Consider the following 13645-nt stretch of genomic DNA (forward strand, 5'->3'; position numbering starts at 1 on the left):
AAGAAAAAATTTTGCTAATGAATTTAGCAACTAAGTTTTTTAATCGCTCGACAGTTTTTTCGGTTTAAGAGCCAAATAAAATAGAAACACTTTACGTAGTTGCCTGATGGTTAAAAAAGAAGCCCTTAAAAAACTACATAATTTTCACATCAAATAAATTGAACAGATAATAATGAAGAGCAGAGTTGATACATTCAGACTTATTTTAGTTCGTTAAATTCAGATGAACTGATCGATTTTTAAAATTCTGATCTATGGCTACCTACGAACTTACTTTTAATCGCGTTTTCATACTCACTCTTGCTCCCAATACTGATTCTTCTATAGCAGTTCCTTCAGGATACGTTTGGAAAATAGAAAGTGTGGGAATCGGGGGAACAAAGGGAGTCGTCTATCTTAAATCAAGTTCAAGTTCTGACGATAAAATTGCGATACTTTTTTCTTCGATCGGTGATGATGATTATGCTTCACCACTTCCTTTCTGGCTCGGTGAAACTTTTACAGGCGGATTTTTCCGCAACGAGAGCGGATTCAAAGGATCCGTTTCCATTACGGAATACTTCATAAAAATACAGGTTCTGTAATTTTCAGTGCTGTTTTATATTCGAAATTTTTCCTGCGTTAAGATCTATTTTGAAATAATCATACAATTCTTCCGGTGCACTCCATGATTCCTGTGGATACGGTACTGTAAAATATTCTCCGGAAAGAATTCTCTGCTTTCCTTTTTTCTCGATTGTGATCCGCAGAAATCCATGACGGTTGTCGCAGAATTCTTCGAGCACCACATTTTCAAAAAAAGTATCGTTCGGAACATAAACAGGATTTGCTTTCGAATCGAGATTGTGCAGGTGCCAGTATCCGCCCGCGCCCGCAACGATGTATGGTAACTCCTGTCCTGAAGAATATTTTCTTGTGTAGCGCTGATAATTGTGTACGTGTCCTGCAAGAATGAGATCGGGATAAACGCCGGACTCTTCGAATGCTTTGTCGAGAAAATTTTTCATAATTCCGCTCGCACCGTGATTGCTGTCGATCGAGTAAGGTGGATGATGAAGCGAAACAATAATTGCTTTTTCTTTTCGTTGCTTTTGTGCTTCCGTCAGTTCATTGATGAACCATGCGCGCTGATCTTCTTTTATTCTTCCTTCAGACGGAACATTTGAATAAAGCCCGATAATATTCGCAAGAGGTGCCTGTAGTGTCCAGTAGACATTCGGCTGGATCATACTTTTTCTTTTCGCTTCTCCGGCAATACCCAAAGTTCTCGCTTTCGTGTCACAGAAAACTTTTGTGAACGCTTTCAGACTTTCCGGCGGATTAGAATCAGATGCATCAATATCACCATCGTGATTTCCGGGAATGGCGAATATCGGGGCAGGAAAATGAATGTATGGCTCGAAGAACTGATTAAAATATTCTTTTTCTTCCCCGTTGAAATAAACAACGTCACCAAGATGATACAAGAACAGCGCTCTGTCTTCTTTCTTTTTTGTCACAGCGATCTGCTCTTCCATTTTCCGGTTTACAAGATGCTGTGGCTTCGGATCTTTTATTCCACCGGTATCACCGATCGTATAGAAAACCATTTTCTTTTTGCCTAGATTTTTTCCCAAAACTTTTTCAAGAGGAAGACGAAAAGGAAATTTTCCTGAGGGAGCAGGCAACGGCTGGAATTTTCCGGGACTATGTCCTGCAAATGGATTTTCACTTTCAACTGATGCTCCGGCATTCGGAGAAATCGGAGCGGAAGGGCTTGTTGTCGGCATGATTTTGTTTTTTAGAAAACAATTTAAAATTCAATCGATTCAGATATTCAGGAGTGGAACATTGCTTTTCACTTTTTCAGCCGGACCTACAACGACAGGGTGCTGATCATAGGTCAGTTCATTCAGCAATTCAGTTGTCTGTTTCACCAGTTCTGTGTACGATACTTTTTTCTTTTGTCGCTGAAGCTTTCTCAGAATTGTTGTGATCGAATATGTGAATGCGCCATAGGAAGTAACGCCATGTTTGTATTCATAGGAATACTCTTTTTCCTGGCATGCTTCGAGAATGAGCGGAGTGTATGGCCCTTTATGTCCGAAATTTTCTTTTGCCTTCTCGAATGATTTCACATCTGTCCACAACGGAACGGCTCTTCCGAACCGGTAGGTTCCGCCGTCTTCGCCGGTATATAAATCTGCTTTCGATTCTTTACCGAAGAATTTTTTCTTTGCAAGACTTATTTCCCTAGGTATCCACATCTCGCGTTGCGCATCCCATTTTATTTCCCGATGACGGATGTCATCAGGAGGATCTATACCTCTTGGTTTGAAAGATCCATCTCTTGTCATTCCCCCGGAGTGACAACAATCCAGCATGGTAATAAAATCTACTCCATAAGAAAGCTGGCTGTAAGCCTGAAGAAATTCTTTGTCCGTGTAGGAATGTTCTCTTGTCCAATCGAAATCATACGTCACAAGACATTCATCTTTATGATCGGCCTCTTCATCGTTGTGTGAAGAAGGGATCTGTGCGCCATGTCCACTATAAAAAAAGAAACGCTGGTCTCCATCTTTTGCATCAGAAAGCAACCAGTCCATCCTGCTCCGGAGATTTGTACTGGTAGCACGTTCATTGAACACAACTCTTATCTCGTCGGGATCAAATCCCATTTCCTGCAACACTTCGCTCACACGGAATGCATCATTCATACAACCGTTCAACTGATTCGCCGGATCGGGATAATCATTTATACCTACGAGTAAAGCTTTTTTTGTTTGCTTCGTAGATTTTGTAGCAAGTGCTCTGCGTCCTGAAAGAAACCGGGGTGTAGGAATTGTTTCGGAAAGCATTTTTACAATTTCCGGCCACGCTTGCGCAACTGCGTTTTCATGCTGCATATAACACGTGACTTCATGATTGATACCGCCATGCCTGAATGGAGTTTCGATCTCAGAAAAATTCGGAGCACGAAGATCAATCGGACGCGATGCGAAAACCCTATCGTGCTCGTTATGGAAATTGAACCAGAACTTCACATTCAGGTCGACGATCTTTCCGCCGAATGTTTTCAGTAGGGCAGGATGCCCGATCTGTGCACCGGATGTTACGAGGATAAATTTAAGTTGCTCATCTTTTCTTGCGAGCGTATCATACGTGATGAGCGTACCCAGGCTGTGTGCATACACAAGATCAGGTTGAAATTCAGCTAACGTCTTATTAAGAAGATCACGCAATTGAGTCCGGAGAATTTCATCCGCAGCAAATTGTGCAGGCATTCCAGCGTACCAGCGGATATTGTCTTTTATTCCCCGGCTCATAGTATCCGTTAGTGCCCGACCCGTCGCATCCTTCCACGCCTCACTCAACCAACTTTGAATTAAAATTTTTATTCCTTCTTCATATTGAACACCTCCGGTAGCATCGGCGCGTTGTTCAAAAAGATAATCATACTTCAAAAAAGAAAATTCAACATTTTTTTTATCCAGCCCGGAACTTTTCAAAATCGCATTTTCCCAGTCTTTACTCCATGTGTCGATTGAAACGTCTTTATGACCAATTCCGTGTATGCATAAGATTTTTTTCATTGTCGTTTTTATTATTCAGGAAAAAAAACATTCTGAAATGGACTGAAAAAGTAAATCATTTTAATCACTCCATTACAATTCTGCGGTGACAGCTTTTTTTAATCATAGGGGGACGTTAATGAAAACAGGTGTTTATACCTGCGGCAAACAGGTAGAAACACCTGTTTTGAAGAAAAAATTGAAACTTCAAAAAAATGGTTTTACATTTCTGCAGGTATAATTGGTCAATATCAATTCTCTTCACGTATAGTTTGCCTTTTCCGATCGCATGAGTTTTTATAACCTTACTCACTAAACAAAGGGAAAGAATAAGGTAGGAGATTAGCGCCAATATTTCATTGGAGAAAGCGCGTAAAATGAAATAAATCTTAGGATTTGTTTGCCGATGTTTTCGGCGCTCTACTTCCCGATGCAGAACTTCGAAAAAATATTTTCCAGCAGATCATCCGTAGAAATTTCCCCGGTGATGATTCCCAAATGATGAAGCCCTTCCCGGATGTCTTGCGCGAGAAGATCGCCGGAAAGATGTTTGTCCAATCCTTCTATCGTGCGCTGTATGGCCGCGCCCGCATTGCGCAGCGCTTCCACGTGGCGCGCGTTCGTGACGATGGTCTCCGTTACATTCACCGTGCGATTGTCGAAGAGTGCAACTAATTTCATTTTCAGATCGTCGATGTATAATTTTTCTTTTGCAGAAATGAAAAGCACTTCGAAGCCGGAGAATTCTTTCTGTATCTCCGAAAAATTTTCTTTGTCAATTTTATTTCCAACCACCAGCAACTGCGCCCCGTGAATATGGCTTTTGAGTTCCGATAAAGCGATCTTCAGTTCTCCGCTCGATAATTCATGCACATCAAAAAGATAAATGACAATGGAACTCTGCTTCATTTTTTCCACGGCGCGCGTAACGCCAATGGATTCGATGATGTCATTCGTTTCACGCAAACCAGCCGTATCGATGAAACGGAAGAGAATTCCATCAATAGTAATTTCATCTTCGATCGTATCTCTCGTTGTTCCCGGAATTTCAGAAACAATGGCGCGCTCTTCTTCGAGAATGGAATTCAGCAATGTACTTTTTCCGGAATTTGGTTTACCTACTATCGCTACCGGTATTCCATTTTTGATCACGTTGCCCACTTCAAAGGAATCGACCAGGCGCTGAATGAGACTCTGGATTGTGTACAATAATTTTTTCAGGTCTTCACGATTGGCAAATTCCACATCTTCTTCACTGAAATCGAGTTCGAGCTCAATGAGTGATGCAAAATTCACAAGATTCTCACGCAGTGTTTTTATTTTAGAAGAAAATCCTCCGCGCATGTGCTGCATCGCTACCTGGTGTGAAGCGGAAGATTGCGAAGCAATGAGATCAGCTACAGCTTCTGCCTGCGAGAGATCGAATTTTCCGTGGAGGAATGCGCGCAAAGTAAATTCGCCTGCCTCTGCAAGACGCGCACCATGACGTACGAGTAAGCTCAGCAATTGTTGTTGAATGAAAACAGAACCGTGGCAGGATATCTCTACGCAATCTTCGCCGGTATAGGAATGTGGATTTTTGAAAACGGTGAGCAGCACTTCATCGAGAATAATATCTTTTTCAACGATGGTTCCGAAATGAACGGTGTGTGAATGGAGATCAGCAATTTTTACCGCGTCGCCTTTTTTGTTGCGGAAAATATTTTCACAGATCTGAAAAGTATTTTTTCCTGAAATGCGGATGATGGCAATGGCGGAGGTGCCGTGAGCAGTGGCCAGTGCAACAATGGTGTCGTCGTGAATAAAGCGCATAAGGCGATAGGACTAAGATAGCAAAAAAGGGAATGGAAGGAAGCGCGCGGAACGGCTGCCGGGAAATAATTTCTCATTGGGAAAACAATCTTTCGCGGCGCTTTTACCTTTAGTTATATTTGAAAGATGAAGCGGATTTCTTTCTTCTTATTTTTTGTAATCCCGTTCAGCGCAACAGTAAGTTTTGCCCAGAAAGCGCAGTTGAATCCCGACTCGGCGGGGAATATTCTCAAGAATTCAGCTGCCGTTGCTTCCCAAGGAAAAATAGATCGAAAGAAACCTTCACATGTCATGAATCCCGCTTTTATTTTTTTCCGATGAAATACATTTTTTATTTTTTTATTTTTGTTTTTCTCTGTCGTTGTAATTCTGCGGAGAAAAAAAACGGGCAAACACATTTCGCCGGGCCAAGATCACATTATCCTTTGACAACCAATGCCGATTCACTTCTTTTTTTTCTCAAAAAAACTGCGAATGATTCCGACAGAATAAACCTGCTGGTAGAATTAGCATGGCAAAAACATAAAAATAATACCGATACTTCTCTTCTGCTTAATTCACAAGCAGTGAAAATTTCCGATTCGCTTGCATCATCACGCGATTCAGTGCTGATGCTCACAGGAAAACGCGGACAGGCAAAATGCCTGATCGAGTCGGGCGCATTTTATTATTTCAAATCAGATTTTGCCAATGCATTACGCGATTATAATGAATCGATGAATCTCTGGAAAGAACTTCAGGATTCCACCGGTGAAGCAAAAGTACTCGGCAACATTGCGAATATCTACCAGTCGCAGGGCGATTTTGCCAAAGCACTTACTTATGATTTTCGTGCGCTGGCTATTGCAGACAAATCGGGCGACAAAGAACTGAGGGGAAATACACTCGGGAATATCGGTGTGCTGTATGATGATCAGAAAGAATATTCCAAAGCGCTCGAATATCTTTTGAAAGGATTGGAGATCGCAGAAGATGGCGGATCAGGAAATTCGGTTGGAACGAAACTGAACAACATTGGAACTGCTTATTCGAATATGAACCAGTTTCAAAAAGCGCTTGAGTATTATCATCGTTCTTATTTCATCGATTCGGCAAATGGCGATTTGTCAAGAATTTGTGGTGATCTCGGCAACATCGGGATCGTTTTAAAACAACAGGGAGATTCTGTTCTTTTGAAAGGTGATCGTTCACTTGCTCTGCAAAATTATTTTTCTCCTGCGCTTGAAATTTATTCGCGTACATTGCAAATAGCGGATACGAGCGGAAGTAAACTTGTAGAGGCGAATACACTGGGATCTATAGGATCGCTTTACATGGCGATGGATGAAAATGAAAAGGCGGAGTTCTACCTGCAAAAAGCGATCGCTATGTCAACAGAGCTCAAGGCACTGGCCAAAATAAAAATTTTCGAAGAAACACTGAGCAATTTATACCGGAAGGAAGGGAAATACCAGGACGCGCTCGATCACTATGTGAATTTTTCAGAGGCGAAGGATTCCATTTTCAATAATGACAAGGAGAGGGAAGTAACGCGCAATGAAATGAATTATGAATTTGAAAAGAAAGAACTGGAAATAAAAAATACCCAGGATGTAAAAAATGCACAGGCCTTACAGGAAAAGAAAAAACAACAACTGATCATTTACACAGTTTCGGCAGGATTGCTTCTCGTGCTCCTGCTCGCGGGTGTAATCCTGCGCAGCCTTTGGCTGAACAAGAAAAAGAACCGGGTCATCAGCAGTCAAAAAGATATTCTGGAAGAAAAACAAAAAGAAATTCTCGATTCCATTCATTATGCAAAGAGAATCCAGAATTCATTATTGCCGAATGAAAAATATATTGAAAGAAATCTGGATAAGTGAACTATCTTTAGGAAACAAAAACAATTACCGGCTATTAAGAGGCTGTTTAAATTTCATCCTTCTGTTTTGTTATGCGCCATTTTTGTCCATCCTTCGTTGCATTTCTTGGCCGTAGTCGCTCCACTATGGCCTGCAAAATGCGTCTCGTCTGAACAAAAATGGCATCATAACAATTCCAAAAAATGAATTTTAAACAGCCTCTAAAAATCCTCCACATGAAAACAATTTTCTTCGTACTCGGATTTCTCTTTTCCACTTTTATTTTTTCGCAGGACATGCGGAATTCCTCCGGCTCCTATACAGGAAAAATTGAAAGTGACGGTACCGTTCGCAATTCTTCCGGGTCCTATTGCGGAAAATTCGATTCGAACGGCGACATCCGCAATGCATCGGGTTCTTATGTCGGCCATATCGAGAGTGACGGCACCCTCCGCAATTCTTCCGGTTCTTATATGGGACAAGTGAGCAGCAGCGGCGATGTGCGCAATTCTTCCGGAAGTTTTGTAGGATCGATCAGCGACAGTGGCGATGTGCGAGACGGTTCCGGCAGTTACATCGGTTCGGCAGCAGGATGCGACAGGGAAGAGGCGGCCTGCGTGTTTTTCTTTTTCAATATTGAAACATGGTAGAAAAAAGTATAGGGTTGCATTTTAGCACAACCCTTGTCGTAGAATTCCGGAAACTGAAACAGCTATCGGAAAAAGCTGCGGAACGGCTGGATGAAAATGAATTCTCATTCCGTGAAAGCGAAAATGAGAACAGTGTGAAGATACTGGTGCAGCACGTTGCCGGAAATCTTATTTCCAGGTTCACTGATTTTTTTACGACAGACGGTGAGAAGCCCTGGAGAAACCGCGATTCTGAATTCGAAGAACAGGATATTTCCAGGAAAGAACTTATGAATAAATGGGAGTCGGCGTGGAAAATACTTTTTACTCTTCTTGAAAATTTAAAAGAAAAAGAATTAGCGTCGGTGATCAAGATCAGGGGTGAAGAACTTACCGTGGTGCAGGCCCTGCTCCGGCAGTTGTCGCATTATGGTTATCACTCGGGACAGATCGTTCAGCTCGCGAAAAAAATTAAAGGAGAAAGATGGGAATCACTTTCCATTCCCAAAGGAAGATCATCTGAATTCATGAACAACGGAAAATACCTGCGCGGATGAATGCCATTCTCACTTACATGATCATCGGGATCACGTGTGTTGCATACATCACGGCCATGAATGATCCGGTTTTGAAAATGCGGTACATGTTCAACGCTTATGCCATTGCACATCGCAGGGAATGGTTTCGTTTTTTCACGCATGGTTTGCTGCACGCCGATTTTGCTCATTTACTTTTCAATATGCTTTCACTTTATTTTTTTGGTGTGAATGTAGAACGTGCTTTTAAATCGGATGAACTTTTCGGGCCGGGCATGGGAACATTTTATTACCTGCTCATTTATGTTGGCGGATTATTCGTTTCTTCTGTTTATTCTTTTTTCAAACATCGCGATAATGTGAATTATAATGCGCTCGGCGCTTCGGGTGCAGTGAGTGCAATTATTTTCACAAGCATTCTTCTTTTCCCAATGAGCCGCATCACACTTTTTATTCTTCCTATTCCGGTGCAGGCGTGGATCTACGGATTATTTTTTCTGCTCATTTCGTACCTGCTCGCACGTAGAAATGTGGGCAACATCGGGCACGACGCACATTTCTGGGGAGCGGTCTGGGGATTTGTAATTCCTATTATTATCAAACCACATTTGTGGAATGATTTTCTGCTTCTCATTTCATCGCAGGAAACGTTTCTCCGGTAACTTACGCAGTAGATATTCGTATATTGTCGTGTCATTATGCAGCAGAAGCAATCTCCCTGTCTTTTTCTTAATGGCGAAGAGCGATCGTCTTCAGAACCGCTTTTCACTTCCCGCAACCGCTCGTTTCGTTATGGTGATGGAATTTTCGAAAGCATGCGTCTCATTGGCGGTAAATTATGTTTTGCGCAGCGTCACCTCCAGCGGATGATGGCGGGTGTAAACTTGTTGCAGCTTCGCTTACCCGATAATTTTGTTTCAAAATCGCTTGAAGAATGGAGCCTGAAGCTTGCAGAAAAAAATAATATTCCGGGCAATGCACGTTTGCGTCTTTCTGTTTTCAGGAACGACGGAGGATATTATCATCCGTTGGTGAACGATGCTTCGTGGTTGCTCGAGATGTGGGAATTCGATCAGCAGGATTTCATCCTGAATGAAAAAGGAATTTCAATTGAATTGTACCAGGATATCCGCAAGCCGGTGAATAAACTTTCAGCATTAAAAACTTCCAATGCGCAGTTGTATGTTCTGGCTGCATTGTATTCGAAAAAAATGAACGTCGATGATAGTGTACTCATCAACCAGAATGGAAATGTGATAGAAGCCACGGGCTCGAATGTTTTCGCGGTGAAAAACGGTGTGCTTTATACCAGCCCGCTTTCTGAAGGTTGTGTGAATGGAGTGATGCGTGGTGTGATTATGGATATTGCCAATGAAAACCGGATCGCTGTTTATGAAGTTCCGCTTCCATTAAGTGTGCTGTTGAATTCGGATGAAATTTTTCTGACGAATGCCGTCAACGGGATCACCTGGGTGTCTTCTTACCGCGCAAAAAAATATTCTAATGTCACCACGAAAAAACTGAATGAACTGCTGAATCAGAAAGTTTCGGGATAGCATTAAATTTTCGCAGGAATTTTATTTAGCGCCGTTGGCTGCGGGAGGAGTAAGAGAGAAAGCAATCTCGCACGACACAATTATTTTTTTGTCTTCAACGACCAGCGCACTATCCGTCGCTACCATATATAATTTTCTTATAGATCCGTCGGGCATTTCCATATCTTCTTCTGTTGATGTAGCTGTCGGCCCCGCGAATGTGAAAGGATCTTTGAATTGCCCTGCAAGATCATACGTGGTGATGTGATATTTTATTCCCCAGACTTTTGTGTAAATGTCAATGAAGCAATGCATGATCTTCACGTTGATGAGATTTTTTTTCCGGTCGAACCAAATGCTCACATCTCCAACGCATGGCGTGGTGTAGGTGAGCGCGCCCGCGATAACGGTAACATCCGTAGTGAATGTGGCTTTTCCCTGTTGTAAATGGAGTAATGAATTTTTCAGCACCCAGGTGAAAGTATCTTTTATGATCGTGATGTCGTACGGTTCTTTTCCGGAAATAGGGCCCAGCGCCTTCAAACATTTATTCAGCATATCTTCTGTAACAATAACCTGCATATCATTCGGAACTTTCGTCTGGTCGCTCGATTGCACATCGTTGGTATTGGTGGTAGTAGTCGTGGTCACACTTTTCTGATGTTTGCAGGAACATAGAAAAAGAGTGAGGATAAAAAGTGAATAATAAAATGTTTTCATGTTCGTTCAATAAAACCTGCGGCAGGATATTTGTTTATTTTCGGGAAATAAATTTAGTGATGAAAACCATACTTCTCACCATTTCATTTCTCTCCGTAACATTTTTTGTTTCTTCACCCGTGGGGCAGATGTTTCCCGATCTGCAGGGAGAAACGCTGGACGATAAAACCATGCACATTCCGAATGATACCAAAGGCAAGTCGAGCATCATCTGCCTTGCTTATTCGGAAGATGCGGAAAAAGATCTGAAAACGTGGTACGAACCTGCGTATGATAAATTCATTGCGAAAACCGAACTCATGTCTGATGCTTACGATGTGAATCTTTATTTCGTTCCCATGTTCACAGGCACCAAGGCCGCAGCTGCTGCGGGAGCAAAAGCAAAAATGAAACAGGAAATCCAAGCCGACATTCAGCCGCATGTTCTTGTGTATCGCGGTGAGCTTGATGCTTACAAAGTTCCGCTTGGAATGGATGATAAAAAATTACCGTACATTTTTGTACTCGATAAAACAGGAAAAATAGTTTACGTTACTTCCGGCCCCTACACGGAAGATAAGATGGATGAGATTGAAGATAAGATAGAGTAGGAAAATAAAAAAAATAAAAAAGACAAATCCCAAATTGAAATTTGTCTTTTAGAATTTGAAATTTTATTCTTGTTATCCGTTGATCACTTTTGCGTTCGGATATTTTTTCATCCACATGTCAAGCGCTTCTTTGCTGCGCACAGAAATCGTTGTACGGTAATCCACCTGCAATTTGATCACGTTTCCTTCAGGAGCAGGCTTCTGCACGGGTTTACGGAATCTTGCTTTGAGTGCTGTACTTTCTTTCGTTAAAACCAGAGGTCTCATTTCATTTATTTATTAGAAGATAATAGATTGATTTGCCTACAAATGAAAGGGAAAAAACGATGCGGCAACCCGTAAATTCTTCTATTTTACGCTTATTTCCGACGACTGACCCTTTTTGCCCGTTGAACGGGGAGCAACTAATGAATTTAAGAGTGTCAATGGAAATTTTCATATGGTCAGAAATGAAAAAACCTCTCTAAGCGAGAGGCCTTTTCGGGGATGTATTCTTCGGTTAAACAAATACTCTTTCAGGGAATGATCTGCGCGCCCGGGAAGCGCGTGAGCCACATTTTCACAGCTTCCATGGAGCGTACGATGATGATCGTTCTGTTGTTCAGCCTCAGTTTGATCCGGTCTCCAGGAAGTACCGGCGGGCTTTGATTTTTCTGACGTTTCATGACAATAAGTATTAAACTGTTGACACTATCCTTCTTTACCATTAAGACGTCCGGAAACACTCCTTAGTCTGGCCATTTAACAAATTTTGGAGCAAATAAATGAACAGCAAAGTGAAACTTAATTCTGCATAACGCGTCGCGCGGAAAAAGGAACAGCATAAACAACTTTATTTTTTATTTGGCAAGAAAATAATTTTCACCGCGTTTCATTTTAAAACCAAATCAAAATGAAACGAATCATCTCCCTTTTATTTGTCCTCGCATTTTGCAAAGCATTTTGCCAGGATGTGAATGTGAAACTGACACTCCTCGCTACGGAAGGCGGTTATCATTCCAACATGAGTGTAACACTGGAAGATTCTGTTGCGAATACTTCTTACAAAGGAACAACGGATGCAAATGGACAGGTAACGATTGCCGTTCCCGGGAATGCAACTTACCGCATCGTGATCCTCGATTACACAGACAAAAAATTCATTGATGTTCCCGATGCTCCAGGCGCTACAATGACTTCATCGATGTGGTACAGCAGGAATATGGTGCAGGAAGAAAAAAATTTCGTAATGAATGATGCAGAAAAAAAAGCGGTAGATGATTATGCCAATGCGTTGCCCGACACTACGTGGTTCGGTTCATCCTATCATCCTTTGCCCGGCGATCATTACAACTATGTGCACATCACACTCGCACTCACCGATCTTCACAATGGCCCGCTTGCCGGGGAAAGAGTAACGCTCATTGGCAGAAAAAGAAAAAAAGCTTTTAAGGGAACAACTGATTCGCAGGGAAAACTCGTGATGTATCTTCCGAAAGGCGATGATTACGACCTGAGTTTTTATTATCATAAAAATTTTGAATTCACTGAATGCAAGTACAGCCGCGGAACGAGTGACCAGGAATGGTCGTTCGAATATATCGGCACTAAAGAATATGAGCGGCAGAAAAAAGAAGAGCAGGAAAGGGAGGCCGCCGAAGCTGAACGGGCAAAAGCTGATTCCGTTCGTTTCGCCCAGGAAATAAAATATCAGGGCAATGGAATAATGTCTTTATTCGATCGGAACAACTGGAAAAATCCGCTTGTGATCTGTGATGCCAGTAAGGGAATGAAGTACATCGACGATGATCTGACCGCCTGGTTTTCAAAAAATCAGAACGAGAACCCGGAATCACAATTCGTTTTTTTCAACGACGGAGATGCAAAAGCAACTTCAGAAAAAAAGATCGGGGAAACCGGCGGATTATATTACACGCCGGCACTTACACTCGACAAACTGGTTGTTTTTATGAATTCAGTCATTGACAAAAGCACAGATTCCGATGTTCCGGATAATTATGTGGAAGCGCTCATCGAGGGTGTAAAAATGGCTAAGCAACCTTTTGGTGATATCATTCTCATTGTGGACAATCATGCATGCGCACGAGATATCAGTCTTCTTTCACAATTCAATCACCCGGTGCACGTGGTGGTGTTTTGTTCCATCAAAGGCGGCTGTGATCATTCATTATGCCAGCCCGATTATCTGAAGATCGCCTGGCAAACAAAAGGAACGCTGCATATCGATGGGTTGGATTACAACGACATCGGGAAGATGAGGGACGGGGAATCAATCCAGGTGTGCTCTTCGGAAACAAACTACAAATTAGTCAACGGAGAATTTTTCAGGATGTAGCGGAATACAGTGGTTGTGTTATAAAACAACCCTCTTTTCTGCCTGAAAAAAAACCGGTCTTCCGGGACCGTAAGGAAGCAGCCTGCATGAGCGATG

General features: G+C 42.1%; 14 protein-coding genes. 8 read left to right on the forward strand and 6 right to left on the reverse strand.

Annotation, left to right across the window (positions count from 1 at the left end):
- The first annotated feature begins 254 nt into the window (after positions 1-254).
- Positions 255-584, forward strand: coding sequence for a hypothetical protein (locus HY064_03800; protein MBI3509763.1), 330 nt, complete (start codon positions 255-257; stop codon positions 582-584).
- 3 nt (positions 585-587) lie between these two features.
- Here HY064_03800 and HY064_03805 read toward each other — a convergent pair whose 3' ends face one another.
- The 3 genes from HY064_03805 to mnmE form a co-directional block, all read right to left on the reverse strand.
- The gene (locus HY064_03805; GenBank protein ID MBI3509764.1) at positions 588-1769 is read right to left on the reverse strand and encodes a metallophosphoesterase; all 1182 of its coding nucleotides are present in this window, start codon (positions 1767-1769) and stop codon (positions 588-590) included.
- Positions 1770-1808: 39 nt separating this feature from the next.
- Positions 1809-3572 (reverse strand): caspase family protein, encoded by a 1764-nt coding sequence (locus HY064_03810; GenBank protein ID MBI3509765.1) that lies wholly within the window; start codon positions 3570-3572, stop codon positions 1809-1811.
- A 399-nt stretch (positions 3573-3971) separates the two neighbouring features.
- Positions 3972-5363 carry a tRNA uridine-5-carboxymethylaminomethyl(34) synthesis GTPase MnmE gene (gene mnmE / locus HY064_03815; protein MBI3509766.1) on the reverse strand — a complete coding sequence of 464 codons (1392 nt, stop codon included), beginning with the start codon at positions 5361-5363 and terminating at the stop codon, positions 3972-3974.
- 317 nt (positions 5364-5680) lie between these two features.
- On the opposite strand from mnmE, the gene HY064_03820 reads away from it, so the two are divergent.
- The 5 genes from HY064_03820 to HY064_03840 all read left to right on the forward strand — a co-directional run bounded on the left by HY064_03820 (position 5681) and on the right by HY064_03840 (position 9925).
- The gene (locus HY064_03820) at positions 5681-7225 is read left to right on the forward strand and encodes a tetratricopeptide repeat protein (protein MBI3509767.1); all 1545 of its coding nucleotides are present in this window, start codon (positions 5681-5683) and stop codon (positions 7223-7225) included.
- A gap of 215 nt (positions 7226-7440) precedes the next feature.
- Entirely contained in the window at positions 7441-7854 is a 414-nt protein-coding gene (locus HY064_03825) for a hypothetical protein (protein ID MBI3509768.1), read from the forward strand.
- Positions 7848-8390 carry a DUF1572 family protein gene (locus tag HY064_03830; protein ID MBI3509769.1) on the forward strand — a complete coding sequence of 181 codons (543 nt, stop codon included), beginning with the start codon at positions 7848-7850 and terminating at the stop codon, positions 8388-8390. Before HY064_03825 ends, HY064_03830 begins: the two co-directional genes overlap by 7 nt.
- Positions 8387-9031, forward strand: a complete 645-nt coding sequence (locus HY064_03835; protein ID MBI3509770.1) for a rhomboid family intramembrane serine protease — start codon at positions 8387-8389, stop codon at positions 9029-9031. Before HY064_03830 ends, HY064_03835 begins: the two co-directional genes overlap by 4 nt.
- A gap of 36 nt (positions 9032-9067) precedes the next feature.
- Complete coding sequence (locus HY064_03840; protein ID MBI3509771.1) at positions 9068-9925, forward strand: aminotransferase class IV; 858 nt, start codon at positions 9068-9070, stop codon at positions 9923-9925.
- A gap of 21 nt (positions 9926-9946) precedes the next feature.
- On the opposite strand, the gene HY064_03845 is transcribed toward HY064_03840, so the two are convergent.
- Positions 9947-10624 carry a hypothetical protein gene (locus HY064_03845; protein MBI3509772.1) on the reverse strand — a complete coding sequence of 226 codons (678 nt, stop codon included), beginning with the start codon at positions 10622-10624 and terminating at the stop codon, positions 9947-9949.
- Positions 10625-10683: 59 nt separating this feature from the next.
- Between HY064_03845 and HY064_03850 the strand changes: the two genes are divergently transcribed.
- Positions 10684-11214 carry a hypothetical protein gene (locus HY064_03850; GenBank protein ID MBI3509773.1) on the forward strand — a complete coding sequence of 177 codons (531 nt, stop codon included), beginning with the start codon at positions 10684-10686 and terminating at the stop codon, positions 11212-11214.
- A 72-nt stretch (positions 11215-11286) separates the two neighbouring features.
- Here the strand turns inward: HY064_03850 and HY064_03855 are convergent, their stop codons facing one another.
- Together HY064_03855 and HY064_03860 are read right to left on the reverse strand one after the other, a co-directional pair.
- On the reverse strand, positions 11287-11481 hold the full coding sequence (locus tag HY064_03855) for a hypothetical protein (protein ID MBI3509774.1): 195 nt from the start codon (positions 11479-11481) through the stop codon (positions 11287-11289).
- A gap of 248 nt (positions 11482-11729) precedes the next feature.
- Positions 11730-11879 carry a hypothetical protein gene (locus tag HY064_03860; protein ID MBI3509775.1) on the reverse strand — a complete coding sequence of 50 codons (150 nt, stop codon included), beginning with the start codon at positions 11877-11879 and terminating at the stop codon, positions 11730-11732.
- Between the two features lie 227 nt (positions 11880-12106).
- Between HY064_03860 and HY064_03865 the strand changes: the two genes are divergently transcribed.
- Positions 12107-13549 carry a hypothetical protein gene (locus tag HY064_03865; GenBank protein MBI3509776.1) on the forward strand — a complete coding sequence of 481 codons (1443 nt, stop codon included), beginning with the start codon at positions 12107-12109 and terminating at the stop codon, positions 13547-13549.
- Positions 13550-13645: the final 96 nt, after the last annotated feature.

Source organism: Bacteroidota bacterium (genome assembly GCA_016194975.1).
Lineage (GTDB): Bacteria > Bacteroidota > Bacteroidia > Palsa-965 > Palsa-965.

Excerpts from the sequence above, each read along its gene's own strand:
- HY064_03855 (MBI3509774.1), bottom strand. The coding sequence starts at position 11,481 with ATGAGACCTCTGGTTTTAACGAAAGAAAGTACAGCACTCAAAGCAAGA.
- HY064_03830 (MBI3509769.1), top strand. The coding sequence starts at position 7,848 with ATGGTAGAAAAAAGTATAGGGTTGCATTTTAGCACAACCCTTGTCGTA.
- HY064_03860 (MBI3509775.1), bottom strand. The coding sequence starts at position 11,879 with ATGAAACGTCAGAAAAATCAAAGCCCGCCGGTACTTCCTGGAGACCGG.
- HY064_03805 (MBI3509764.1), bottom strand. The coding sequence starts at position 1,769 with ATGCCGACAACAAGCCCTTCCGCTCCGATTTCTCCGAATGCCGGAGCA.
- mnmE (MBI3509766.1), bottom strand. The coding sequence starts at position 5,363 with ATGCGCTTTATTCACGACGACACCATTGTTGCACTGGCCACTGCTCAC.
- HY064_03825 (MBI3509768.1), top strand. The coding sequence starts at position 7,441 with ATGAAAACAATTTTCTTCGTACTCGGATTTCTCTTTTCCACTTTTATT.
- HY064_03820 (MBI3509767.1), top strand. The coding sequence starts at position 5,681 with ATGAAATACATTTTTTATTTTTTTATTTTTGTTTTTCTCTGTCGTTGT.
- HY064_03810 (MBI3509765.1), bottom strand. The coding sequence starts at position 3,572 with ATGAAAAAAATCTTATGCATACACGGAATTGGTCATAAAGACGTTTCA.
- HY064_03850 (MBI3509773.1), top strand. The coding sequence starts at position 10,684 with ATGAAAACCATACTTCTCACCATTTCATTTCTCTCCGTAACATTTTTT.
- HY064_03800 (MBI3509763.1), top strand. The coding sequence starts at position 255 with ATGGCTACCTACGAACTTACTTTTAATCGCGTTTTCATACTCACTCTT.
- HY064_03845 (MBI3509772.1), bottom strand. The coding sequence starts at position 10,624 with ATGAAAACATTTTATTATTCACTTTTTATCCTCACTCTTTTTCTATGT.
- HY064_03840 (MBI3509771.1), top strand. The coding sequence starts at position 9,068 with ATGCAGCAGAAGCAATCTCCCTGTCTTTTTCTTAATGGCGAAGAGCGA.
- HY064_03865 (MBI3509776.1), top strand. The coding sequence starts at position 12,107 with ATGAAACGAATCATCTCCCTTTTATTTGTCCTCGCATTTTGCAAAGCA.
- HY064_03835 (MBI3509770.1), top strand. The coding sequence starts at position 8,387 with ATGAATGCCATTCTCACTTACATGATCATCGGGATCACGTGTGTTGCA.